Raw genomic sequence first — 23853 nt, 5'->3', positions numbered from 1 at the left:
TTTAAGATTTTCAAAAATTCTCGGGTTTCAAAATCTTATCTTTGCCTTTTTAAATCTATTCATGAATTATTTATCGGCCAATAATCTGTCCAAATCTTATGGAATCAGAACGCTTTTTAGCGATGTTAGTTTTCACGTCAATGAAGGAGATCAAATTGCTTTGGTTGCCAAAAATGGAAGCGGCAAATCGACTTTGTTGAAAATTTTAGCAGGAAAAGAAACTTCTGATACAGGCGAAATTTTATTCAACAAAGATGTAAAAGTTTTGTTGTTTGAACAGTCTGACGATTTCAATGAAGATTTAAAAGCGGAAGATTATATTTACAATCATTCGAATTCCGTTTTAGATTTAATCCATGATTATGAGCGAATGATGGAGAATGATCCGGGAAATCCAGAATTGATCGATTTGATGGAAAAGATGAACCAGTTTGATGCCTGGTTGGTCGAATCGAAAATTCAAGAAATTCTTTCGAAATTAAAAATTGATTTCTTGGATCAAAAAATTAAAAGTCTTTCTGGAGGTCAACGAAAACGAATTTCCTTAGCGAAATTTTTAATCGATGTCACATTTGAAACGGGGCATTTGTTGTTGATTTTAGATGAGCCAACGAACCATTTGGACATTGAAATGGTGGAATGGTTGGAATATTTCCTCAACAAAGAAAACAAAACCATGATTTTGGTGACGCATGACCGTTATTTCTTGGATGCGATTTGTACGAAAATTATTGAATTGGAAGGAGGTCAAACCTATGTTCATAATGGAGATTACGAAACCTATGTGACCAATAAAGCGATTCGTATCGAAAATCAATCCATTGAAATTGACAAAGCGCAAAATTTGTATCGCAAAGAATTGGAATGGATGCGTCGTCAACCCAAAGCGAGAACGACAAAATCCAAAAGTAGAATTGATGATTTCTACGACACCAAAGAAAAGGCGCATCAGAAAATTGACCGAAGTGAAGTCAAATTGGACATGCAGATGACGCGTTTGGGGCAAAAGATTATTGAGATGCAAAATGTTTCCAAGCGATTTGGAGAGAAAGTTATTTTGGATAATTTCTCCCATTTGTTTGGACGTGGAAATAAAATCGGAATCATCGGAAAAAACGGAGTAGGGAAAACAACTTTTTTGAAGATTTTGGAACAGCAAGAATCCATCGATTCTGGAACGATCGAAATTGGTGAAACTTTAAAAATCGGACATTTTCGTCAAGCCGGAATCGACTACAAAGATGACATGCGCGCCATTGATTTTGTCAAAGAAATTGCCGATTATTTCCCACTTTCCAATGGGAAACAAATTTCTGCTACCCAATTCATGGAACAATTTTTATTTTCACCTGAACAACAATATACGCATATTGCTAAATTGAGTGGTGGTGAGAAAAAACGTTTACAATTACTCGCTGTGCTTTTTGAAAATCCTAATTTTTTGATTTTGGATGAGCCGACTAATGATTTGGATTTACCGACTTTAACCGTTTTGGAAAATTTCTTACGCGATTATCAGGGCTGTTTGTTGATTGTAAGCCACGATCGTTATTTCATGGATAAAGTGACAGACGAATTGATGGTTTTTGAAGGAGAAGGAAAAATTTCATGGTTCAATGGAAATTATACAGAATATTTTCTTCACGTAAAAAATACAAAAGAGACCGATAAAAAGCAAGAAAAACCTATTGAAAATCAGAAAGAAACACCTTCAAATACAGCACGTAAACTAAGCTTCAAAGAGAAGCGAGAAATGGAAGAATTGGAAATTCAAGTAGTTGAGCTTCAGGGGTTAAAAGAAAAATTAACAGAGGAAATTTCAAAGCAAGGACAAGATTTTGAAACGATTCAAAAAATTAGTTTACATTTGGAAAACACCATACAAGAGTTAGAAGAAAAAGAAATGCGTTGGTTGGAACTTTCTCTGCTTAATGAGGATTGATGAGTATACCGGAAATTATAGGATATATTGGAGCCCTTTTCATTGGGCTTGTGATGGGATTAACCGGTAGCGGCGGTTCCATTTTATCCATTCCTATATTGGCCTATCTCTTTCATCTAGACGAAAAAACGGCAACTGCTTACTCTTTATTTATCGTCGGTTTTACAGCGTTATTTGGTGGAATTCGTGGCGTTTATGAAAAATTAGTCAGTGCAAAAGCTGTTGTTTTCCTCGGAATTCCCGCTGTTTTGGGTGTTTTGTTGGTAAGACGTGTATTGGTGCCTGTATTGCCAGATGTTTTGTTTCACATTGGAAGTTTCGATTTTACACGACGAATGTTGATGTTTGGATTGTTTTCCATTTTGATGTTCATTGCGGCCTATACGATGTTGAACAAGTCCAAAGTCAATTTAGCCAATAGAACCAATCAAGAATTTGTTTTTCATCCGCTTATCGTTACCGAAGGTTTTTTCTTGGGAATTTTTATGGGATTGATTGGAGCTGGTGGCGGATTTTTAATTGTTCCAGCTTTGATGTTAATCGCCAAATTACCCATCAAAAAAGCAATGGCGACTTCTTTGTTGATTGTAAGTTTGAATTCTTTAATTGGATTTTTTTTGGGTGATATGTCGAGAAATCTAATTGAAATCAACTGGGATTTCCTGATTATTTTCACGGCAATTTCATTCATTGGAATTCTAATTGGTGGATTTTTATCGAAATTCATCAATAGTGCAAAATTGAAACAAGGCTTTGCTTATTTCATAGTGGTAATGGCCATATTCATGTTTATCATGGAATTTGTGGTTCATGCCTAAATCGATTAAACTGAAAGAAATCAGTTCATTTCAAAAACCCATTCATTTTCTGTAAATTTGTTAATCAAAATCATTTGATATGAAAATTGAACAACTCTATACCAAATGCCTAGCTCACGCTGCTTACTACATTGAAAGCGAGGGAGAAGCTGTGATCATTGATCCCTTAAGAGAAACCGATCAATATGTAGAAGAAGCTCAAAAAAATGGCGCGAAAATTAAATACATTTTTGAAACCCATTTCCATGCCGATTTTGTTTCGGGTCATTTGGATTTGGCGAAAAAAACCGGAGCAACGATTGTTTATGGACCGACTTCAGAAGCCAATTTTGATTTCCATTTAGGAAAGGATGGCGAAATTTTCCAAGTTGGGAATGTTACATTTGAATTGTTGCATACTCCAGGTCATACCATGGAATCATCTTGTTTTTTGTTGAGAGATGAAAATGGAAAAGAAGTTGCTTTATTTTCTGGAGATACTTTGTTTATCGGGGATGTAGGACGTCCAGATTTGGCGCAACGCGTATTTTCCGATTTGACACAAGATAAATTGGCGGGTCATATGTTTGAGTCGCTTCGAAATAAAATTATGCCATTGGCCGATGACATTATTGTCTATCCAGCACACGGAGCTGGTTCTGCTTGTGGAAAGAATTTAAGCAAAGAAACCTTTGATACTTTGGGGAACCAAAAGAAAACCAATTATGCGTTGAATCCCGCTTTGACCAAAGAGGAATTCATCGTCGAATTGACCACAGGTTTGACGCCTTCGCCAGCTTATTTCCCGAAAAATGCGGTGATGAATCGTACCGAATTTTTAGGATTCAACGAAGTTTTGGAACGCAATAAAAAACCATTGACCGTAGCTGAATTTGAAACCTTAGCAAATGAAGCAGATGTATTGGTGTTGGATACGCGTCATCAAGATGAATTCGTAAAAGGATTCATTCCAAACGCTTATTTCATCGGAGTTCAAGGTGATTTTGCGCCTTGGGTTGGAACCGTGATTGAAGACATCAACCAAAAAATCATTTTCGTAGCAGATGCTGGAAAGGAAGAAGAAGTTATTACGCGTCTTTCCCGAATCGGATATGACAATGTTTTGGGGTATTTAGAAGGTGGAATGGATGCTTGGAAAGCAGCTGGAAAAGAAGTTGATAGTATTGAAAGTATTGACGTGGTAGCTTTTGAAAAAGCCTATCAAGAAAACAATTCCATCCATATTTTGGATGTCCGTCGAAAAGGAGAATTTGATAGCGAGCATGTAAAAGGTGCACAAAATTTACCTGTTGATTACATTCACAAAAACCTACAAGAAGCATCACAAGATAAAACCTATTATGTGCATTGTGCAGGAGGATATCGTTCGGTAATTTTTGCTTCGATTGCGAAATCCAAAGGTTACGATAAATTAATCAATGTGGAAGGTGGATTTGGGAAAATCAAAACTTCAGAGATTTTTCCAAGAACGGAATTCGTTTGTCCAACGACGATGCTTTAAAAATGTATAAAGTAGAATTGTAATAAGTATAAAGTTAAAACCTCCATTTTGGGAGGTTTTTTTATTTATAGTTTTGAATCAAAACTTCAGAAGGAATGTCCAATTTTTCATTTAGATTTCGAATCATTTCCAAGGTTAATTTTCTTTTTTTGTTCAAAATTTCACTTACTCTACTTTTTAAACCAATTATTTCTGCTAAGTCTTTCTGATTATAATTCATTTGTTCCATTCGAAATTTAATGGCTTCTATTGGGTCTGGTAAATCAATTGGAAACTTTTCCTTTTCATATAGATCAATTAATACCCCTAATAATTCTAATTCATCACCTTCTGGAGTTCCCATTTTAGCATCGAATATTTCTTCTAACCTATCTAAGGCAGAGTTATAGTCAGCTTCAGTTTTTATTAATTTCATACTCATGTTAAATCGAATTAGCATTGATTTTATCGTATTCTGAATGTGTTCCAATAAATCGAATCCAAATCATTTGGTAATCGAAATTAATGCGTACAATTAATCGATAATGATTTCCTTTGATATTGAAACATACACGATTATTTTCCAAAATACTGGCACTCGGATAAACTTCTTTTAGTTCATTAAAATTGGACCAATTTGCATCTTCAGTCTCTTTGTACCAAGTTTTTAAGGACTGTTCAATATCTGAATGAACCTCCCAAAATTCTCTCAATATTTTTTTTGAAATAACACGCAAAAAGAATCAATTTGAACAAAGATAGTGAAAAGTTCCCGAAATGGGAACATTTTGTTTTTTTTTAATTAGTTAGAATTCTAAGAAGTTTTTTATGCCTTAAATCTCTGACTTCTCAAATACGCAAACGTCAGCATAACACCCAATAAAGCCATTCCGGCACCAACCAAAACAGGCGTATTGTATGCTAAACCATAGGTAATTGGAATTCCTCCGAAATACGCGCCCAAGGTATTTCCTAAGTTAAAACTTGCTTGCCCCGCAGAAGCCGCCATTGTTTCGGCTCTTTTGGCCGAATTGATCAACATCATTTGCAAAGGTGAACCAACGGTAAAGGAAATCATTCCTGTTATAAATGCCATCACATACGCCATTTCATGAATATGAGAAGTGAAATGAACAAAAATCAAACATAGGGCCATGGAGGAAAAACAAAGCATAGTGGCCTTCGTTGGATTGATGGTGTCAGCCAATTTTCCACCCAAAAGATTTCCGAAAAACATTCCCAATCCTACCAATATCATAATCAGTGGAACTCTATTTTCTGGAACTCCTGAAACCTCTGTTGCTAATGGAGCGATATAACTAATCCAAGCAAATAAACCACCTGTTCCAATCGAAATAATCGCAATTAGCAACCAAGCGCGCCAAGTTTTAAAATAATTCAACTGAGCAAAAAGATTCTGATTGGAACTAGTTTGAATTTTTGGCAACCAAAACATGAGTGCAAAGAAGGTAATCAACCCCAATAAACTGATGATTCCATAGGTTAATCGCCAAGAAAAATGATGCCCTACATAGGTTCCGATGGGTACTCCGATTAAGTTTGCCAAGGTCATTCCTGTAAACATGATGGCAATCGCTTGGGCTTCTTTTCCTTTGGTAGCGAGATTTGTTGCGACAACCGATCCGACTCCGAAAAATGCACCATGCGGTAAACCCGATGCAAATCGGGATAGTTCCAATGACCACATAGTAGGCGCAATCGAAAAAATTCCATTGAAAACCACAAACATAATCATGAATGCCATCAAAACGGTTTTGGGCGGATATTTACTTGAAGCCAATACCAAAGTTGGTGCTCCTACAACCACGCCCAAAGCATAAAGAGCGATGAGATGCGCAGCTTTTGGAATGGATACGTTCAAATCTTTGGCAATGTCTGGCAAAATTCCCATCATGGTAAATTCTGTCATTCCTATCGCCATTCCTCCAAATGCTAATGCAATCAATCCTTTTTTCATCCTACTTTATTTGCGACTGCAAAGGTCGTAATCGCAAAATGAAATGAGAAAGATTTTAGCAATAATTTCCTCAAAATGAAATTTTCTTGATTTTAATCAACTCCTTGAAGCGCCTTGATTTGATCACGGAATTTTGCAGCTTCTATAAAATCTAAATTTTGTGCTGCTTTTTCCATTTTCTTTTGAAGAGCATCGATTTGTTTTTGCAAATCTTCCGTTGACATAGAACCATAGTCTTGTTTCGGTTCTGCTGCCAAACTATCCAAGGATTTTCGTTGATACGGATTCATTTCAAATTGTTCAGCCGAAGCATTCAACGCATTGATTTTTTTGTTCAAGGGTTGAGGTGTTTTGCCGTGCTCTTCGTTGTATTTGATTTGAATTTCACGACGACGATTGGTTTCATCAATGGTTTTCTGCATCGAATCTGTGATTTTGTCCGCATACATAATCACACGACCGTTGACGTTTCGGGCAGCGCGACCAGAAGTTTGTGTAAGAGATCGGTGGTTTCGTAAGAATCCTTCTTTGTCCGCATCTAAAATAGCTACCAAGGAAACTTCTGGCAAATCCAATCCTTCACGCAACAAATTCACTCCAACCAACACATCAAACAATCCTAAACGTAAATCCTGCATAATTTGAACACGCTCCAAAGTGTCAACATCGGAATGTATGTATCGCGTTCTCACGCCAAATCGAGTCAAATATTTCGTCAATTCCTCTGCCATTCGTTTGGTTAAGGTTGTGACCAAGGTACGTTCGTCTTCTTCTGCACGTTTCTGAATTTCCTCCATCAAATCATCCATTTGGTTCAAAGAAGGACGAATTTCAATAATCGGATCCAATAATCCCGTTGGACGAATGATTTGTTCTACCACCACACCTTCCGATTTCTCCAATTCATAATCCGCTGGTGTTGCAGAAACGTAAATAACTTGTCGTTGCAACGATTCAAATTCCTCAAATTTTAAGGGTCTATTATCCATCGCTGCAGGCAATCGGAATCCGTATTCCACCAAATTTTCTTTACGACTGCGGTCGCCTCCATACATCGCATGAACTTGGGGAATCGTAGCGTGGGATTCGTCCACAACCATCAAATAATCATCTGGGAAATAGTCCAACAAACAGAAAGGACGTGTGCCTGGAAGTCGACCGTCTAAATAACGTGAATAGTTCTCAATCCCTGAACAATAGCCCAATTCCTTCATCATTTCGACGTCAAATTCGGTTCGTTCTTGCAATCGTTTCGCTTCCAAATGCTTGCCGATTTCTTGGAAATAATTCACTTGTTTTCCTAAATCGATTTGGATGTTTTTGATCGCTCCATTTAAAGTTTCAGGAGAAGTCACAAAAAGATTCGCTGGATAAATATTGATTTTCTCCATCGAACTAATTCTTTTACCCGAAGTTGGATCGATGATTTCGATTTCCTCAATAGTATCGCCAAAGAAATGGACACGAACTCCTTGATCGGAATACGCTGGAAAGATATCGGTTACATCTCCACGAACACGAAAAGTTCCTCTCAAGAAATCCGATTCTGATCTTGCATAAAGCGAGCTTACCAATTTTTGTAAAAATTTGGTTCGCGCAACGTTTTGTCCGACTTCAATGTTGATGATGTTTTTGTGGAATTCATTTGGATTTCCAATTCCATACATACAAGAAACGGAAGCCACGACCAAGACATCACGACGACCTGAAAGAAGTGCGGAACTGGTGCTCAAACGCAATTTTTCAATTTCTTCGTTGATGGATAAATCTTTCTCAATGTACAAACCAGAAGTTGGAATATAAGCTTCGGGCTGATAATAATCGTAATAGGAAACGAAATATTCCACCGCATTTTCAGGGAAAAATTCCTTGAATTCCATGTACAATTGTGCCGCTAAGGTTTTGTTATGCGCCAAAACCAAAGTCGGACGTTGGGTTTCTTGAACTACATTGGCGATGGTAAAGGTTTTTCCTGAACCCGTTACACCCAATAAAGTTTGGTAACGATCACCCGATTCTACGCCATCTACCAAAGATTGAATGGCTTTGGGCTGATCTCCTGTAGGGGCAAATTCCGAATGGATTTTAAACTTCATAATCGATTTGTACTGAGCTTGCAAAGGTACGATTAAGGGCTGATTTATCAAAAAGGGTTGTGGTTTGTGACGGGTTCTAATTCGACTTATCCGAAGTCGCAGTCACTCACATATTGTGTATTACAGCTATTTGACTTCTCCGAAGTCTATTTTGAATTGCGTATCGATTTAAAATGTTAATGATAAACATCTCGGAGAGATGAAATAACTGTAGAATACAGAGATGTAGAATTGGTCGACTTCGGAGAAGTCGCATAAAATCAACAAAATAATAAATTGCGAAAATGTCTATTCGACTTCTCCGAAGTCGTAGTCTCTCATAAATTATATATTACAGCTATTAGACATCTCCGAAGTCTATTTTGAATTGCATATCGATTTAAAATGTTAATGATAAACATCTCGGAGAGATGAAATAACTGTAGAATACGGAGATATAGAATTGGTCGACTTATCCGAAGTCGCAGTCACTCACATATTGTGTATTACAGCTATTTGACTTCTCCGAAGTCTATTTTGAATTGCATATCTATTTAATATGTCAATGGAAAAACATCTCGGAGAGATGGCATAGCTGTAGGAAATAAAGACATACAATTGGTCGACTTCGGAGAAGTCGCATAAAATCAACGAAATAATAAACTGTGAAAATGTCTATTCGACTTCTTCGAAGTCTATTTTGAATTGCATATCGATTTAATATGTCAATGTAAAAACATCTCGGAGAGATGGCATAGCTGTAAATTTAATCCATCCAATCAAACAAATATTCCTCTTTATATTCAATTTCAAACTTTTCCAAAAGCGATTTATATTCCGATTGAAAAGATGTTTTTTGGTGATGAATTTTCTGATTGTCAATATAATTTATCACATTACTTACAGCTGATTTATTATACGAAAAGGCGCCATAACCTTGTTGCCATTCGAATTTTCCAAGCACAAAACCTTTTGAATTAATAAAAATATTACTCGATTTTTTAATTTCTCGTACCAATTCCGATATACCCAGATTTGGATTATGCGAATAAAAAATATGGATATGATCGGGCATTCCGTTTATGGCTAAAGGTTTATTGCCTTTTTCTTTCAAAATCCCTCCGATATAGCTATATAACTCAATTTCCCAAGAATCTTTAATTAAACTTTGTCGACCCTTTACGGCAAATACGAGTTGAACGTAGATTTGATGAAATGCATCTCCCATAGTTTATAGATTTAAGTTAGTATAAATTTATATGAATAGGTGTAAACTGATTTAATTTTAATTAGTTAAATGGCTTCTTAGGTTTTCTTGTTAAATAAAAAAGCGACCTAAATAGATCGCTTTATAGTTGTAATTATATGTCGGAATTTAGTTCTTGATGAATTTTTCCGTTACAATTTTTCCTGATTTTGTTTGAACTTTCAAAACGTAGATTCCTTTTGCTAATTCTGAAATCATCAATTTAGAAACATTTTGAGTAGATTTTACTTTTTGTCCTGAAACATTGAAAATTTCAACCGAAGAAACTTCTTCGTTATTTGTCAATGAAATAGTCAAAACATCCTTCACTGGGTTTGGATAAAGTTTAGCAGCAGTTTTTGCAATTTCATTTAAACCTGCTGTAGAAACTTCCCCTTCGATGATAAAGTTATCGTAGAATGCACTTCCTCCATAATTATTGTGCAACATGTTAAATCCAGCGATATTGGTTGGATTGTAGTTTTCTCCTGTAAAGATTAATTCCCCATCGAAATAATACTTCACTTCTGTTGGATTTACTTCAATTTTGATGGTATACCAAGTGTTGGGAGTCCACTCCACTGAATCGATCGTTTCATAATCATAGTCTAAACTATTGATCACATAAAGTCCACCTTGGTATTCCATACCAACTCCACCGATTGGATAAAAATCTTCCACTTCGTCCTGAGAATAAATGGTAAATTCAAAATCTGCACCCATTAGTTCGGTTACCATAACGTCATAAGTTATGCTAAATCCTTCGGTTTTATAGGATTCGTTAAACATTTTTGAAGCACCAAATATGGGGAACCATTGGTAATCAAAATCTGTTTCATGAGCATTTTTAAAAGAAAAACTATTTTCTTCTGTCGCTAATTCATCGGTAATAATCTGATTTTCCAACAATCCATCGATTCCTTCTGTCACTGTCCATCCTTGTTGGTTGTGGATTGTTCCTAGTTCATAGCCTTCCTCTGCTTCAAAAGATATAACCTCTTGCGACAATACAAAGCTTGCTGATAACGACAAGCCCAATACATAAAACTTTTTCATTTTTCGCTACTTAAAATTTTGGTCGCCGAAGGTATCTTTTTTATGTTCGATTTAAAAAGATATTGGAAGATTTAACATCATAAAAATCCTTTATGGGAAAGAGATTTCATAATATTGATGTGACTAATTCAGTTGCTTATTGGGAGCTAGTCGATTGAATTGATTATTGAGATTTTTATCTGAAGAAGTTTAGAATTGTGTTTTATAATAAGTAAAATTTTATTTACTAAATTTGTTTGAAGCAAAAGTTAAATGGACTTAACGGCAAGAAAATATAAGTTTATTGAAGATTTCATCCGTATGATCAATTCCGATCAACTTACAAAATTGAAGGAATTAGAAGAATTATTATATTCAGATGAAATCACTAATTCCGATGTTTTACCCTTAAGTCAAGATCAAATTCAATATCTTGATGATATTCGTAAACGTCATTTTTCAGGCGATAGTGAATCGATGTCTTTAGAAGATTTCAGAAAAAGATTTGAAGATTCCTATGGAATATCACATTAAAATAAAAGAAGAATATTGGATTAACCTATCTGAAGCATTTGAATATTATTCATCAATAAATGAAGAATTAGGAGTGCGTTTTTATAGAGAAACTGATTCTCTTTTATCGGAAATTTCTATTCAACCCTTATCTTTTCAAATTCAAATCAAAAATTACAGACAAGCATTGGTCAAAAATTTTCCTTTTCAAATCATTTTTGAATTTTTTGAAAATGAAATCATTATTTATACGCTTTTTCCAGCAAAAGCAAATCCTGCTAAAAAACCGAAATAATTCACATCCCTTTCGCCTTCTCCCACAATTCATCTTGCTCTTCGAGAGAAAGTTCCGAAATGTTTTTTCCTTGTTGTAGTGCTAATTCTTCAATTTGTTGAAATCGCGATATGAATTTTTTATTCGTACGTTCGAGTGCATCTTCGGGATTGATACCCGTAAAACGAGCATAGTTAATCAAAGAAAAGAAAACATCACCCAATTCTTGTTCGCGTTTCTCAGGGTCAGATTCTTGCTCAAATTCCATTATTTCTTCTTTGACTTTCGCCCAAGTATCTTCAGAATTAGCAAATTCAAATCCAACTCCTTTCACTTTTTCTTGAATTCGGTAGGCTTTTACCATCGCGGGTAGAGAAGAAGGAACTCCTTCCAATACCGATTTTTTCCCTTCTTTCAGTTTTAGTTTTTCCCAGTTTCGTTTCACTTCTGCTTCGTCGGCAACTTTTACATCACCATAAATATGCGGATGACGATAAATCAATTTTTCGCAGATGCTGTTCAAAACATCGGCAATATCAAAATCATGGGTTTCGGAAGCGATTTTCGAATAGAAAACCAAATGAAGGAAAACATCGCCCAATTCTTTTTTGATTTCGGGCATGTCTTTTTCTAGGATAGCATCCGACAATTCATACATCTCTTCGATCGTCAAATAGCGAAGGCTATCCATGGTTTGTTTTTTATCCCACGGACATTTTTCGCGCAAATCGTCCATGACATCTAGTAATCGATTAAAAGCTATGAGTTGTTCTTCTCTAGAATACATTTTGGGATAACATTAAAAAAAGGGTTTGTTTCAAAAATGAAAAAAACCCTTGTATGGTAAGTATTATTTGTCTTCTTTTTTTGCTTTAGGAGCTTTTTTCTCCTTCGTTTCAGCTTTCTCTTTTGGTTCAGCAGCTTTTTTTGCTTTTTTAGGTTTTTCTTCAACCTCTGCAGAAGTTTCTTCCGCTTTTGGCTCTTCTACTGGCGTTACCAAACCATTAGCTTGCAAAATATTGTACCATTGAAACAATTTTTTCAAGTCAGAATCATATACACGTGATTCATCATATTCAGGTAATACTTCTTCAATGTATTTACGCAAGTTAGCGCCTGATTCTTTGTGGCTGATGGCAGCTCCACCATTCTCTTTATTGTAGATTCTTGTGAAAACTTCTTTCAAAGGAAATTCCTCAGAAACACCATAAATGGCAACGTTTTCCAATAAACTTACATTATTATGAGCCGAAATAGAGGTTTTTTTTCCTTTGTCCAAATCTTCAACTATAAAACCACCTTTGGCCTGAGAAATCAATTTAAATAATCCTGGTTTACCAGAGATTGAAATAATTTTTGTTAAATCCATAGTCTTACTTACATTTTTCATTAGTTAGGAAACTGCATTTTATAATCTGCCTTTACTTTCCCTTTGGATATACTTTTTAATTTGTTTTGTACTAACTTCTTTTTGAATGCCGATAAATAGTCGGTAAACAAAATTCCTTCAATATGATCGTATTCATGTTGAATAACGCGGGCACGAATATCGGAAATTTCTTCTTTATGTTTTTCCCAATTTTCATCAAAATATTCAATCACGATTGTTTCTGGTCTTGAAACGTCTTCTCGTACGCCAGGAATACTCAAACAACCTTCATTAAATTTCCATTCCTCACCTTTCTTTTCCACAATTTTCGGGTTGATGAATACTTTTTTGAAACTTTTCAATTCTTCGGCGATTTCAGCATATTCCTCATCCTCTGCAAAAGGAGTCAAGTCTACAATAAACAAACGGATTGCCAACCCTATTTGAGGAGCAGCCAGTCCAACGCCATACGCATCAGCCATGGTGTCAAACATATTTTCGATTAACTGTGGTAAGTTCTTGTAATCCTTATCAATATCGACTGCCGTTTGTCTTAAAACAGGATCTCCGTAGGCACGAATCGGTAAAATCATTTCCAAATTTTTTGCAAAGATAGGATTAAGAAATTTCTAACCGTAAAAACTTCCATTTTTTTCAGGGCGTGACCTCTTCTCGTCACGATTTATGTCGTCACGAGAAGATGTCGGGCTTTCCGTTGCAATCTTTTGGGCTTATGTATTTATACTTACTCAAATTTCTCCAAGGAAACAGTTGTTCGTCGCTTAAGGGTGGCTGAGCGTAGTCGAAGCCCAAAAGGATTTCCACTTCACTTACGAAGTATGCACCGTAGGTAATCCCTCAAGCGAACTAAGTTTAACGTTTAAAGTTCAAGGTTTAAAGTTTCAAGAAATTTAAAAGAAATACTATTCAAAAAGACCACAGAAAGGTCAGGTAGCTGAAAATAAATTGATTAGAGATGATTGAAAGATATTATATATAAAAGACCTCAGAAAAGTCAAATACCTGTAGAATAAAAATAAAAGGTAGAAAGTTCAAACCGACCTCAGAGAGGTCAAATAGCTGTAGAATAATCATAATTACAAAAACCGACTTCAGAGAAGTCGAATAGAAAAACTAATTAATCATTACGCAGCCTTCACACATTTAAGAGTGTAAAAATTTGTATTTCTCTAAACCTTCAGCATCCAACTTCCAGCCTTTTCCACCGTAGAAGAATCCTACTCAAAACTTATTCTCCATATAAGACTGTAGGATAATTGTTGCGCTGACTCTATCAATCAGGCCTTTTTCTTGACGCTTTTTCTTTTTCGCTCCCGAATGAAAAATTGCTTGCGAAGCCATTTTGGACGTAAACGATTCATCTTGCCTAAAAATTGGAATGGATGGAAATTTTTCTTGTAGTGTTGAAATAAACTTTTGAATTTCCACTTCCAATTGTCCCACTTCTCCATGCATACGCATAGGCAATCCCACGACAATTTCTTGAATGGTATTTTCAGCAAAATACTTTTCCAAAAATGGAAATAAAACTTTTGTGTCAACCGTATCAAGTGCAGTAGCAATGATTTGTAAATCATCAGTTACGGCAATTCCTGTACGTTTCATTCCATAATCGATGGCAATAATTCTTGGCATGTAGCAAAGATAGAAGTTAGAATTTAGAATCTAGAACAAATTTTGATGAAATAGTAAAACAAGGTTTTTTGATGAATTTAATTCGCTTATTTCTACGTTCAACTTTCTTAAATCTAACTTAAAAATGTAGATTTGTAGCCAACATAAGAATGATATGCAGAATTTACAATCAATTATAGAATCGGCGTGGGAAAATCGCGATTTGTTAAAGGAGCAAGAAACTCAAAATGCAGTAAGAGAAGTGGTTGACTTGTTGGATGCTGGAACTTTACGAGTGGCAGAACCAATTGATGGCGGATGGCAAGTTAACGAATGGGTGAAAAAAGCTGTTGTAATGTATTTTCCAATTCAACAAATGGAAACAATTGAAGTGGGAATTTTTGAATTCCACGATAAAATTCCATTGAAAAGAAATTATGCAGAAAAAGGAGTTCGAGTAGTTCCTCATGCTATTGCTCGTCACGGATCTTATGTGTCCAAAGGAGTTATCATGATGCCTTCTTATGTGAATATTGGAGCCTATGTAGATGAAGGAACAATGGTCGATACTTGGGCAACTGTTGGTAGTTGCGCCCAAATTGGCAAAAATGTCCATTTAAGTGGCGGTGTCGGTATTGGTGGTGTTTTAGAGCCTCTTCAAGCCGCACCTGTTATTATTGAGGACAATGCATTCATCGGTTCACGTTGTATCGTGGTTGAAGGTGTGCGTGTAGGAAAAGAAGCTGTTTTGGGAGCCAATGTTGTCTTGACAGCCTCTACCAAAATTATTGATGTAACAGGAGATACTCCAGTAGAATTAAAAGGCGAAGTTCCTCCTCGTTCGGTTGTAATTCCTGGTAGCTATGCGAAACAATTTCCAGCAGGAGAGTACCATGTTCCTTGTGCAATCATTATAGGCAAAAGAAAGGAAAGCACCGATTTAAAGACTTCTCTAAATGATGCATTAAGAGAGCATAATGTTGCAGTTTAATTTCACTGTCTTTACTTTTGGTTCACTCTATGCTAGAAATTAAGGAAAATACAAAGCAAGAATCCTCGCAAAACATTTCGCGACAAAAAGCTTTAATTCTTCAAAACAAATACATTGGTGACGTTTTGACCTCATCGGTCATAGCTGAAAATCTCAAAAAAATTGATCCTGAAATCGAAGTTCATTTTTTTTGCTATCGGCCTGCTGTTGCTGTTTTGGAAAACAATCCTTATGTAGACAAAATCATTTCGTTTGATGAGAAGAAATTGAAAAACATTTCCATTCTCAATCAATATGCCAACGAAATTCATGATTTAAAATACGATTTGGTATTAGATCCTTATGCCAAATTACAAAGCCGATTTATTTCGTTAAAATCGAATGCGAAAAGAAGAATAAGTTACAACAAACCCTTCTTTAAACATATTTATACTGACGTTGTAGAAAAGAAAGAAATTCCTTCAAGAGAAACATCTTGTACAGCTGTAGATAACCGAGTTTCTTTGGTGAATCCTTTGATGAAGGAACCTATACCATTAGCCTTACACCCAAAAATTTATCTGACGCAAGAGGAAATTGAAGAAGGGAGAGAAATTTTGGAAAAAGCTAACATAGATTTTTCACGCAAAACCATTATGATGGGAATTTTGGGTAGTGGAGAGGAAAAATCCTGGCCAATTGATTATATGACAAAATTGATTGCGCATATCCAAAAGCACTATAACTTCAACATTCTTTTCAATTATATCCCGAGTCAACAATCAACTGTTGATAAAATAAAAGCTGGTTTGCCTTCGTTAGACAAGATATATTTAGAAGTGATGGGCAAAAACGTCCGAGAACTTCTAAAAATTCTTTATCATTGTGATGCATTTGTTGGTAATGAAGGAGGAGGTGTCAATATGTCCAAAGCATTGGATGTAGCGACCTTTAGTATCTATTCGCCGCATAAATTTCCCAATGATTGGGGGTGTTTTGAAGATGGACACAAACACGTAAGTGTACATTTTCAGGATTTAGACAAACCAACAATAGACAAAAGAACTGATAAGTATTTATTAAAAAACGCACACAAATACTATAGAAAATTGAGCTTAACCTATGTACAAGCAGAAGTTGACAAATTTTTACAAGGAAATTTTGGAGATGTAGGGATTCCAGATGAATTCAGTAGAGATCTGCCAAAAATATCTGCCCTGCTCATTACATACAATGAGGAACGAAACATTCAAAAGTTTTTAGATGAAGCTTGGTATGCCGATGAAATCATCGTGGTAGATTCAGAAAGTACAGATCGAACAGCTGAAATCGCAAAAAAGCATCCAAAAGTAAAATTCATTACGCGAAAATTTGACAATTTTACCTCTCAAAAGAATTTTGCGATTGATCAAGCTAGAAACGAATGGGTGACTTTCTTTGATGCAGATGAACGAATTTCGAAGTCGCTTATTTTTGAAATGATTGATGAAATCAAGAAAAACGAAGCGGATGCATTTTTTGTGTATCGACGTTTTTATTTCATGGAGAAATACATCAAACGATCGGGTTGGCAAAATGACAAAGCGATTCGATTGTTCAAAAAATCCATAAATCGTTATGGAGAAGGAAGATTGGTTCATGAATTAATCGATAGCAAAGGGAAAGTTAAATTCCTAACCAATAAACTCGATCATTATTCTTATTTCTCAGTAGAAGAATATGACCGAAAATTAACCCAATATTCCATTTTACGTGCCAAAGAATTGTACAAAAAAGGATTAAAACCTACTATTTTTCATTTTTGGGTGAAACCCTGGTTCCGTTTTGTACATCACTACATTCTGCGATTAGGAATTTTGGACGGTGGAGAAGGGTATATCATATCAAAACTTCATGCACACCATGTTTTCAAACGTTATTTGTTCTTATCAAAAATGTGGGAAAACAACAAGAAATCAAAAAAATAATTACATTTAAGAAACTTTAAAGTATCATGAAAGCATACGTATTTCCAGGACAAGGAGCACAATTTACCGGAATGGGGAAAGATTTGTACGACAATTCTGACCTGGCAAAAGAATTATTTCAACAAGCCGATGAACAATTGGGTTTTGAAATTTCCAAAATCATGTTTGAAGGAACTGCTGAGGAATTAAAACAAACCAAAGTAACCCAACCAGCGGTGTTTTTGCATTCGGTTATTTTGGCGAAAACCTTAGAAAATTTCCAGCCCGATATGGTTGCGGGACATTCTTTAGGGGAAATTTCTGCTTTGGTTGCCAATGGAACTTTGAATTTTGAATCAGGATTAAATTTGGTGTACAAACGTGCTTTAGCGATGCAAAAAGCATGTGAAATCCAACCATCCACTATGGCGGCAATATTAGGTTTAGAAGATGCGGTAGTTGAACAGATTTGTTCCGAAACAGAAGGCGTTGTAGTTGCGGCAAATTATAATTGTCCAGGTCAATTGGTGATTTCGGGTGAAGTTCCAGCAGTGGAATTGGCATGCGAGAAACTAAAAGCTGCTGGTGCAAAACGAGCATTGATGTTACCTGTTGGAGGAGCATTTCACTCTCCTTTGATGAAGCCAGCAGAAGATGAATTGGCAGAAGCAATCGCTAATACAGAATTTATGACGCCTATTTGTCCAGTTTACCAAAACGTCACCACAACAGCGGTAACCAATCCTGAAGAAATCAAAAAGAACTTAATTGCGCAGTTGACGGCTCCTGTAAAATGGACGCAATCTGTTCAACAAATGATCAAAGACGGCGCTGTTGAATTCATTGAAGTTGGTCCAGGAAATACCTTACAAGGTTTGGTTCGAAAAATTGACAATTCGGTGGGGACGAGCTCAGCGAGTTTATAAATAAAAATTACATTCAGCCAAGCCCTAATAGCCAGATCTATTAGGGCTTGGTTGTTACTAGGAAAATATGATTCAGGAATTTAGAGCAAATGGGAAATTATTAATTGCCGGAGAATATACCGTTCTCGATGGGGGATTGGCATTTGCAATTCCGACTAAATTGGGACAATTCTTGAAAGTTTCCTATGAGAATTCCGAAGAGAAATACTTGAATTGGGAAGCTAGATTAAGCGATATGGAAGTTTGGTTTTCTGCGAAATTTGAGCTTCCAACGTTGAATGTCATTGAAGCTTCAAATTCGATTTTAGCAGAAAAATTAGTTGAAATTTTTCAAGCCATCGAGAAGTTAAATTCAAGTTTTTTTGAGAATTTCCATCAATCAATTTCTTGTGTTACGCAATTAGAATTTCCTAAAGATTGGGGATTGGGAAGTAGTTCAACTTTGATTTATTTGTTGGCGAAATGGGCAGGAGTAAATGAATTTGAATTGTCCAATTTGACTTTTAAAACAAGCGGATACGACATTGCTTCGGCAGGAAATGATGCCCCAATTTTGTATCAACTAATCAACCTAAAACCGAAAATTGAGTCGGTAGATTTTAGCCCAAGTTTTCTGGATCAATTGTACTTCCTTTATTTAAATCAAAAACAAGACACCCAATTGGGCGTTGCACAATCCTATAAATCTTTACCCAAAAATGATTGTTTGATAGACGAAATTTCAGATTTGGTGATGAAAATTTATAAAGCAAAATCCTTGGAAGAATTTGAACGAAACATCGATCAACATGAAGAATTATTATCCGAATTCATGAACAGACCCAAAGTCAAAGATTTGTATTTTTCGGATTATGAGGGAAGTGTCAAAAGCTTGGGTGCATGGGGAGGAGATTTTGTTTTAGTTACCAAACGAAACGATTTTCAAGCCTATTTTGAATCAAAGGGTTATTCGATTCTTTTGCCTTTCAGAGACTTAATTCTTTAATATTTAAGGAAAAAAATCATAAAATATTGGGTAAATATTCTAAATTCGTAAGAACATTAACTTAAATTTTATCTATGAAAAAGTATTTAGCAGAGTTTTTAGGAACTTTCTGGTTAGTATTTGGAGGTTGTGGTAGTGCCATTTTTGCCTCACAAATTGCAGCAGGAGACGGTGGACAATTGGGGATTTTATTGGTCGGCGTTTCATTAGCTTTTGGTTTAACAGTTTTGACCATGGCGTATGCGGTAGGTCATATTTCAGGTGGACATTTCAATCCAGCAGTATCATTTGGATTATTAGCAGGAGGAAGATTTTCCGGAAAGGAATTGGCTCCGTATATCATTGCTCAATGTGTGGGTGGTATCGCCGCAGCAGGAGCTTTATGTTTTATCAGCGGGGGCGTTGGTGATGGGCCAGGAGCATTTGCCACGAATTTTTATGATTCGGCCGTATATTTTGGGAAAAGTTATTCCATGCAGCAAGCCTTTTTAACCGAATTCTTATTGACGATGTTCTTTTTGATTATCATCATGGGAGCAACCGATAAATGGGCCAATGGGAAATTTGCAGGAATCGCAATTGGACTTGGATTAACCTTGATTCACTTGATTTCTATTCCAATAACCAATACATCCGTAAATCCAGCGCGTTCTACTTCACAAGCAGTATTTGTAGGTGGACAAGCCTTGGCTCAATTATGGTTGTTCTGGGTTGCGCCAATCGCTGGAGCAATAGTTGGAGGATTGATTTATAAATTCTTATTGCAAAGAGAAACTGCAGAAGCTTAATTAGAATTAAACAAATAAAATACAAAACCGCTTGAATTCGATTTGGGCGGTTTTTTTATGAATTTAAATCGGCTAAAGCTTTTTCTAAGTTGCTAAATTCAAATTGAAATCCCGCTTTTTTAATTTTTTCGTTTGACAATGCTGAACCTTTGAGAAGAATTTCAGACATTTCGCCTAAAGCTAATTTTAAAATGAAGGCAGGAGCTTTGGGCAAAAGAATGGATTTCCCATGAGCACGCATTAGTTTTTGGGCGAATTCTTTATTGGTTGTGATTTCGGAAGCCACAGCATTGAAAGGACCTTCTAAGCTGGGATTTTCCAACAAATAGCAATACATATTCACAATATCATCGAGATGAATCCACGGTAAAATTTGGTTTCCAGATCCCAAAGGCGAAAGTACAGATGCTTTTACCATCGGTTTCAATTCTTTTAGCATTCCACCTTGGTAAGATAATACCGCTGAAGTTCTAAGAGCGCATACTCTTGTACCTAATTTTTCAAATTCTTGAGCAGATTTTTCCAAATCATAACACATTTGACCTAAAAAATCGGGTTCATGTTCATCTGATTCTTTGTAAATTTTAGAGGAATTTTTGGTTCCATAGTAATTTGCTCCAGAAGCGGTAATAAAGGTTGATAGTTTCGAATTTAATTTTGATGCGTATTGAAAAAGTAAATCACAAGATTTCACTCGACTATCGTAGAGTTCTTTCTTGTAAGAATTCGTCCATCGTTTCGAAATGGGTGCGCCCGCAAGGTGGATGATGGCATCTAAATTTTCAAAAGCAGATTCGTCAATAATCCCTTTATCAATATCCCAATACAATGAATTTTCTTGTTTACTTCTCGACAAAATCCTTACTTCATAGCCTTTGGATTGTAATTTTTTCACCAATGCTTTGCCAATTAATCCGGTTGCGCCTGAAATAAGAATCGTTTTCATGGAAGGAAGATAAGAAAAGAAATTAGTTTGGTTTTCATTTTTAGGTCAAAAAATCCTTGCGAAATAATTCTTACATTCGTTCTATAAAATGTAGGAGCAATGAATTTGGAAGATAAATTGATGTTTCCGAAAATGGAAAAATCGAAACAAAGTCGATTCCGTGATCGGTTATTCGAAATCATTTTTGAATCGGATACCTTTTACGGGAAACTTTTCAATATCTGCTTGCTAATCCTTATTTTAATCAGCGTAGCCTTGGTTATGTTTGAATCTGTCGATTCGATCAATGCAAAATACCATCGGGAATTGGTGATTTGGGAATGGGTTATTACAATTCTATTTACCCTCGAATATATTCTACGATTGTATACGGTTAGAAAACCTTGGCGATACTTTTTTAGTTTCTATGGAATTATTGATTTGTTGAGTATTCTACCAACCTATATGGGGATATTTTATCCGTCATCCAAATATTTATCCAGCATCAGAATCTTACGATTGTTCCGAATCTTCCGAATTTTTGGTTTGACGGATTTCTTACGAGGTGGAAATACCATTTTATTGGCACTCCGAAATAGCCGTGCGAAAATTGTGGTGTTTTTATCGTTCGTCACCTTGATTGTAGTGGTAATTGGATCCATCATGTATGTAGTGGAAGGAAAGCATCCTGAGTCGGGATTTACAAGTATTCCCACAAGTATTTATTGGGCAGTTGTTACCTTGACAACGGTAGGTTATGGCGATATTGCGCCGGTAACAGCATTTGGGAAATTTTTGGCTTCGATTGTGATGATTATTGGTTATGGTGTGATCGCTGTCCCAACGGGAATTGTAACTGCTGAAGCGGTGAAAGGAGCTCGCAAAGAAAATGAACCGCAAAAGAATTCCCAAGTTTGCCAGCATTGTCATGATTCCAAACATTTAGATGGTGCAAATTTTTGCAAGACTTGCGGATATCCACTTCACTAAAAAAGAAAATCCCCTGCTTTCGCAAGGGATTCTATATAGATCAATTTTGATTCAAATTAATTTCCAGTTTCTGATTGAGCTGGAGGAGTAGCTGGTGCATCTGGGGTTGGTGCTGTTGCTGCAGCTTCTGGAATAATACTTTCAACAGAAGTTTTAGGAGCGTAAGGATTTTCCATCATTACATTTGCTGCAATAACCAAAGCCACGATTAAACCTGCCAATGTCCAAGTTGCTTTGTCCAAAAATTCGTTTGTTCTTTGAACTCCGAACATTTGCCCACCTCCTGAACCACCAAATGTAGAAGATAATCCTCCTCCTTTAGGGTTTTGAGATAAAATAACCAAAACTAAAATGGCACAAACAGCGATGATCACCACCATTAAAAATATAAACGTCTGCATTTTATTTTTTTATTACTAGAATTAAGTCTGCAAATAAAGTGAATTTTTCTAACTTATTCAAAAGAAAGTTTAAAAAGCTTGAGATGAGGATGAAAACAGTGATATTCCTATTTTGAATTCATCATATAGTCAATATGCTCAATTTTGTCTGAGAAATATTCTTCTTTTTCTGGATATTTGATCATCAGGATTTTATACGCACGAATTGCTTTGTCATACTTTTTTTGTTCGGTATAAATTTGCGCCAAAGTTTCCGTCATCAAATCGGAATATTCTTCTGTGTTCATTGATTTTTCTAACACTGAACTTATAGATACCTCTTTGGAAGGAGGTGAGATTTTAGGCGATTTTTCAATGAATTCTTCTATCAATTGAAATTTAATTTCCTTTTCACTCGGTGCTTTTTGTGAAGTCAAATTTTCGGATGATTTTCCTACCTCTTTCTTAGGCAAACTCAACCATTCCGCAAAAGTTAGTTCACTCGATTTAGGCTCCTCCACTGGTTCGGTAGCAACTTCTGTTTCCGATACTAAAATTTCTTCTGAATCTATTTCCGCTTCATCTGAAGGAATGAAATCTTCGGTTTCTTCAATGTTTTCAAGTGTAACAATGCTTTCAGTCGGAATTTCCTTAATAATTTCTTCTTGAGTTTCTACTATTTCAATTGCTTCTTCTTGAATTTGTGTCGATTCTTGTTTCTCCTTTTGCAAATAATGATATAGAGCAACACGACTCGGGCAATAGATGCTTGTTTTTTTTAATTCATTCTGATAGGAAGCATGATCAAATTCTTTCAAGCCAAAAAGCAACAAAGTTCTCAACGTAGAAAAATAGGGATATTTTTCTATTTCATCTTGAAGTAGCGCAACGTCTGAAAGTTGAACTTCAAAAGGATGGAGAATTAAATGTTGAATTCTAGGATGCATGAAATAGGAACCAAATTAAGTTTGAAATGCGAAAATAATCAAAATGAATGGGAAATGGATAGCTTTCCAAGAAAATCACTTGGATTACCAATCCATGGCAACGGCATTGAAAATTTGCTGCGTTAATTGATCGATAATGCTTTCCAATAAAGCAGATTCCGCTTGTTGTAAAGTCTGATTGCTTTCGAAATCCTCATAAGCAGAAAAGGATTTGTCAAAACTTTTGGTTTCATCTTTTCTGTTTTCATAGCGAACCCTTACGGTTATCGTCAATCGGTTTTTACCTGCGATTTCATTGGCTTGAATCGCAACCGAAGTTTGTTGGTAGCCTGTAATTTCACCATCAATATACAAATCAGAATCATCTGAATTGGTCAAAGATAATTTCGTTCGATTGTTGAAAATGTCTTGTAATTTATTGGTGAACTCAGGACTTAAATTTGGATTTTGATAAGGCGCATAATTCGGGAAAACGGCAATGTTGATGGTTTCCCATGTTGGATGGATAGAAGATCCAGAAAGTGTATAACAACTCGTCAAGCTTAAAAATGCTCCAATGCTAAAAGCAATGGCCAAAATTTTCGTTTTCAATCCTAATTGTAAAATCATGCAACGAAGATACGTCAGTTTG

Annotated in this window: 25 protein-coding genes; 11 read left to right on the top strand and 14 right to left on the bottom strand. The window is 35.8% G+C overall.

The window, feature by feature from the left end; translation table 11 throughout:
- Positions 1-61 precede the first annotated feature (61 nt).
- From ABID46_RS03035 to ABID46_RS03025, 3 genes are all read left to right on the top strand, one after another.
- Entirely contained in the window at positions 62-1942 is a 1881-nt protein-coding gene (locus ABID46_RS03035) for an ABC-F family ATP-binding cassette domain-containing protein (RefSeq protein ID WP_354506935.1), read from the top strand.
- Complete coding sequence (locus tag ABID46_RS03030; protein WP_354506933.1) at positions 1942-2760, top strand: sulfite exporter TauE/SafE family protein; 819 nt, start codon at positions 1942-1944, stop codon at positions 2758-2760. The genes ABID46_RS03035 and ABID46_RS03030 overlap by 1 nt, the downstream gene beginning before the upstream one ends.
- A gap of 79 nt (positions 2761-2839) precedes the next feature.
- Entirely contained in the window at positions 2840-4261 is a 1422-nt protein-coding gene (locus tag ABID46_RS03025; protein WP_354506932.1) for an MBL fold metallo-hydrolase, read from the top strand.
- A gap of 61 nt (positions 4262-4322) precedes the next feature.
- On the opposite strand, the gene ABID46_RS03020 is transcribed toward ABID46_RS03025, so the two are convergent.
- The 6 genes from ABID46_RS03020 to ABID46_RS02995 form a co-directional block, all read right to left on the bottom strand.
- Positions 4323-4682 carry a helix-turn-helix domain-containing protein gene (locus tag ABID46_RS03020; protein ID WP_354506930.1) on the bottom strand — a complete coding sequence of 120 codons (360 nt, stop codon included), beginning with the start codon at positions 4680-4682 and terminating at the stop codon, positions 4323-4325.
- A 1-nt stretch (position 4683) separates the two neighbouring features.
- Positions 4684-4977, bottom strand: coding sequence for a type II toxin-antitoxin system HigB family toxin (locus tag ABID46_RS03015; protein ID WP_354506928.1), 294 nt, complete (start codon positions 4975-4977; stop codon positions 4684-4686).
- Positions 4978-5066: 89 nt separating this feature from the next.
- A complete protein-coding gene (locus ABID46_RS03010) occupies positions 5067-6218 on the bottom strand; it encodes an MFS transporter (protein ID WP_354506926.1) in 1152 nt (383 codons plus the stop codon).
- A gap of 92 nt (positions 6219-6310) precedes the next feature.
- Positions 6311-8314 carry an excinuclease ABC subunit UvrB gene (gene uvrB / locus ABID46_RS03005; RefSeq protein WP_354506924.1) on the bottom strand — a complete coding sequence of 668 codons (2004 nt, stop codon included), beginning with the start codon at positions 8312-8314 and terminating at the stop codon, positions 6311-6313.
- A 745-nt stretch (positions 8315-9059) separates the two neighbouring features.
- Positions 9060-9521 carry an IS200/IS605 family transposase gene (tnpA, locus tag ABID46_RS03000; protein ID WP_354506922.1) on the bottom strand — a complete coding sequence of 154 codons (462 nt, stop codon included), beginning with the start codon at positions 9519-9521 and terminating at the stop codon, positions 9060-9062.
- A gap of 147 nt (positions 9522-9668) precedes the next feature.
- Positions 9669-10595, bottom strand: coding sequence for a T9SS type A sorting domain-containing protein (locus ABID46_RS02995; protein ID WP_354506920.1), 927 nt, complete (start codon positions 10593-10595; stop codon positions 9669-9671).
- Between the two features lie 252 nt (positions 10596-10847).
- Between ABID46_RS02995 and ABID46_RS02990 the strand changes: the two genes are divergently transcribed.
- Positions 10848-11108, top strand: a complete 261-nt coding sequence (locus ABID46_RS02990) for a hypothetical protein (protein WP_354506918.1) — start codon at positions 10848-10850, stop codon at positions 11106-11108.
- Positions 11092-11382, top strand: a complete 291-nt coding sequence (locus ABID46_RS02985; protein WP_354506916.1) for a type II toxin-antitoxin system RelE/ParE family toxin — start codon at positions 11092-11094, stop codon at positions 11380-11382. The genes ABID46_RS02990 and ABID46_RS02985 overlap by 17 nt, the downstream gene beginning before the upstream one ends.
- Before the next feature lies 1 nt (position 11383).
- Here the strand turns inward: ABID46_RS02985 and mazG are convergent, their stop codons facing one another.
- The 4 genes from mazG to ruvX all read right to left on the bottom strand — a co-directional run bounded on the left by mazG (position 11384) and on the right by ruvX (position 14386).
- The gene (gene mazG, locus ABID46_RS02980; RefSeq protein WP_354506914.1) at positions 11384-12148 is read right to left on the bottom strand and encodes a nucleoside triphosphate pyrophosphohydrolase; all 765 of its coding nucleotides are present in this window, start codon (positions 12146-12148) and stop codon (positions 11384-11386) included.
- A 63-nt stretch (positions 12149-12211) separates the two neighbouring features.
- Positions 12212-12730, bottom strand: coding sequence for a DUF5606 family protein (locus ABID46_RS02975; protein ID WP_354506912.1), 519 nt, complete (start codon positions 12728-12730; stop codon positions 12212-12214).
- A gap of 20 nt (positions 12731-12750) precedes the next feature.
- A complete protein-coding gene (gene def / locus ABID46_RS02970; RefSeq protein ID WP_354506910.1) occupies positions 12751-13323 on the bottom strand; it encodes a peptide deformylase in 573 nt (190 codons plus the stop codon).
- Positions 13324-13972: 649 nt separating this feature from the next.
- Entirely contained in the window at positions 13973-14386 is a 414-nt protein-coding gene (gene ruvX, locus ABID46_RS02965; protein WP_354506908.1) for a Holliday junction resolvase RuvX, read from the bottom strand.
- A gap of 154 nt (positions 14387-14540) precedes the next feature.
- On the opposite strand from ruvX, the gene ABID46_RS02960 reads away from it, so the two are divergent.
- The 5 genes from ABID46_RS02960 to aqpZ all read left to right on the top strand — a co-directional run bounded on the left by ABID46_RS02960 (position 14541) and on the right by aqpZ (position 19980).
- Positions 14541-15356 (top strand): 2,3,4,5-tetrahydropyridine-2,6-dicarboxylate N-succinyltransferase, encoded by an 816-nt coding sequence (locus ABID46_RS02960; protein WP_354506906.1) that lies wholly within the window; start codon positions 14541-14543, stop codon positions 15354-15356.
- A 29-nt stretch (positions 15357-15385) separates the two neighbouring features.
- Positions 15386-17302, top strand: a complete 1917-nt coding sequence (locus ABID46_RS02955) for a glycosyltransferase (RefSeq protein ID WP_354506904.1) — start codon at positions 15386-15388, stop codon at positions 17300-17302.
- Between the two features lie 26 nt (positions 17303-17328).
- Positions 17329-18207 (top strand): ACP S-malonyltransferase, encoded by an 879-nt coding sequence (fabD, locus tag ABID46_RS02950; protein ID WP_354506902.1) that lies wholly within the window; start codon positions 17329-17331, stop codon positions 18205-18207.
- 67 nt (positions 18208-18274) lie between these two features.
- Positions 18275-19192: a GYDIA family GHMP kinase gene (locus tag ABID46_RS02945; RefSeq protein ID WP_354506900.1), complete on the top strand. Its 918-nt coding sequence runs from the start codon at positions 18275-18277 to the stop codon at positions 19190-19192.
- A gap of 74 nt (positions 19193-19266) precedes the next feature.
- Positions 19267-19980, top strand: a complete 714-nt coding sequence (aqpZ, locus tag ABID46_RS02940) for an aquaporin Z (protein WP_354506898.1) — start codon at positions 19267-19269, stop codon at positions 19978-19980.
- 55 nt (positions 19981-20035) lie between these two features.
- On the opposite strand, the gene ABID46_RS02935 is transcribed toward aqpZ, so the two are convergent.
- Positions 20036-20926, bottom strand: coding sequence for a TIGR01777 family oxidoreductase (locus ABID46_RS02935; RefSeq protein ID WP_354506896.1), 891 nt, complete (start codon positions 20924-20926; stop codon positions 20036-20038).
- Positions 20927-21025: 99 nt separating this feature from the next.
- Between ABID46_RS02935 and ABID46_RS02930 the strand changes: the two genes are divergently transcribed.
- Positions 21026-21895 carry an ion transporter gene (locus ABID46_RS02930; protein WP_354506894.1) on the top strand — a complete coding sequence of 290 codons (870 nt, stop codon included), beginning with the start codon at positions 21026-21028 and terminating at the stop codon, positions 21893-21895.
- Between the two features lie 56 nt (positions 21896-21951).
- On the opposite strand, the gene secG is transcribed toward ABID46_RS02930, so the two are convergent.
- The 3 genes from secG to ABID46_RS02915 all read right to left on the bottom strand — a co-directional run bounded on the left by secG (position 21952) and on the right by ABID46_RS02915 (position 23831).
- Positions 21952-22296, bottom strand: coding sequence for a preprotein translocase subunit SecG (gene secG / locus ABID46_RS02925; protein ID WP_354506892.1), 345 nt, complete (start codon positions 22294-22296; stop codon positions 21952-21954).
- Between the two features lie 107 nt (positions 22297-22403).
- Positions 22404-23222 (bottom strand): DUF8458 domain-containing protein, encoded by an 819-nt coding sequence (locus tag ABID46_RS02920; RefSeq protein WP_354506890.1) that lies wholly within the window; start codon positions 23220-23222, stop codon positions 22404-22406.
- A gap of 84 nt (positions 23223-23306) precedes the next feature.
- On the bottom strand, positions 23307-23831 hold the full coding sequence (locus ABID46_RS02915; protein WP_354506888.1) for an LptE family protein: 525 nt from the start codon (positions 23829-23831) through the stop codon (positions 23307-23309).
- Positions 23832-23853 lie beyond the last annotated feature (22 nt).

Source organism: Moheibacter stercoris (assembly GCF_040545805.1).
Taxonomy (GTDB): Bacteria; Bacteroidota; Bacteroidia; order Flavobacteriales; family Weeksellaceae; genus Moheibacter; species Moheibacter stercoris.
The sequence above is the reverse complement of the archived record's forward strand: the minus strand, read 5'-3'. Positions and strand labels throughout refer to the sequence as shown.

Excerpts from the sequence above, each read along its gene's own strand:
- ABID46_RS03035 (WP_354506935.1), top strand. The coding sequence starts at position 62 with ATGAATTATTTATCGGCCAATAATCTGTCCAAATCTTATGGAATCAGA.
- ABID46_RS03030 (WP_354506933.1), top strand. The coding sequence starts at position 1,942 with ATGAGTATACCGGAAATTATAGGATATATTGGAGCCCTTTTCATTGGG.
- ABID46_RS03025 (WP_354506932.1), top strand. The coding sequence starts at position 2,840 with ATGAAAATTGAACAACTCTATACCAAATGCCTAGCTCACGCTGCTTAC.
- ABID46_RS03020 (WP_354506930.1), bottom strand. The coding sequence starts at position 4,682 with ATGAGTATGAAATTAATAAAAACTGAAGCTGACTATAACTCTGCCTTA.
- ABID46_RS03010 (WP_354506926.1), bottom strand. The coding sequence starts at position 6,218 with ATGAAAAAAGGATTGATTGCATTAGCATTTGGAGGAATGGCGATAGGA.
- uvrB (WP_354506924.1), bottom strand. The coding sequence starts at position 8,314 with ATGAAGTTTAAAATCCATTCGGAATTTGCCCCTACAGGAGATCAGCCC.
- tnpA (WP_354506922.1), bottom strand. The coding sequence starts at position 9,521 with ATGGGAGATGCATTTCATCAAATCTACGTTCAACTCGTATTTGCCGTA.
- ABID46_RS02995 (WP_354506920.1), bottom strand. The coding sequence starts at position 10,595 with ATGAAAAAGTTTTATGTATTGGGCTTGTCGTTATCAGCAAGCTTTGTA.
- ABID46_RS02990 (WP_354506918.1), top strand. The coding sequence starts at position 10,848 with ATGGACTTAACGGCAAGAAAATATAAGTTTATTGAAGATTTCATCCGT.
- ABID46_RS02985 (WP_354506916.1), top strand. The coding sequence starts at position 11,092 with ATGGAATATCACATTAAAATAAAAGAAGAATATTGGATTAACCTATCT.
- mazG (WP_354506914.1), bottom strand. The coding sequence starts at position 12,148 with ATGTATTCTAGAGAAGAACAACTCATAGCTTTTAATCGATTACTAGAT.
- ABID46_RS02975 (WP_354506912.1), bottom strand. The coding sequence starts at position 12,730 with ATGGATTTAACAAAAATTATTTCAATCTCTGGTAAACCAGGATTATTT.
- def (WP_354506910.1), bottom strand. The coding sequence starts at position 13,323 with ATGATTTTACCGATTCGTGCCTACGGAGATCCTGTTTTAAGACAAACG.
- ruvX (WP_354506908.1), bottom strand. The coding sequence starts at position 14,386 with ATGCCAAGAATTATTGCCATCGATTATGGAATGAAACGTACAGGAATT.
- ABID46_RS02960 (WP_354506906.1), top strand. The coding sequence starts at position 14,541 with ATGCAGAATTTACAATCAATTATAGAATCGGCGTGGGAAAATCGCGAT.
- ABID46_RS02955 (WP_354506904.1), top strand. The coding sequence starts at position 15,386 with ATGCTAGAAATTAAGGAAAATACAAAGCAAGAATCCTCGCAAAACATT.
- fabD (WP_354506902.1), top strand. The coding sequence starts at position 17,329 with ATGAAAGCATACGTATTTCCAGGACAAGGAGCACAATTTACCGGAATG.
- ABID46_RS02945 (WP_354506900.1), top strand. The coding sequence starts at position 18,275 with ATGATTCAGGAATTTAGAGCAAATGGGAAATTATTAATTGCCGGAGAA.
- aqpZ (WP_354506898.1), top strand. The coding sequence starts at position 19,267 with ATGAAAAAGTATTTAGCAGAGTTTTTAGGAACTTTCTGGTTAGTATTT.
- ABID46_RS02935 (WP_354506896.1), bottom strand. The coding sequence starts at position 20,926 with ATGAAAACGATTCTTATTTCAGGCGCAACCGGATTAATTGGCAAAGCA.
- ABID46_RS02930 (WP_354506894.1), top strand. The coding sequence starts at position 21,026 with ATGAATTTGGAAGATAAATTGATGTTTCCGAAAATGGAAAAATCGAAA.
- secG (WP_354506892.1), bottom strand. The coding sequence starts at position 22,296 with ATGCAGACGTTTATATTTTTAATGGTGGTGATCATCGCTGTTTGTGCC.
- ABID46_RS02920 (WP_354506890.1), bottom strand. The coding sequence starts at position 23,222 with ATGCATCCTAGAATTCAACATTTAATTCTCCATCCTTTTGAAGTTCAA.
- ABID46_RS02915 (WP_354506888.1), bottom strand. The coding sequence starts at position 23,831 with ATGATTTTACAATTAGGATTGAAAACGAAAATTTTGGCCATTGCTTTT.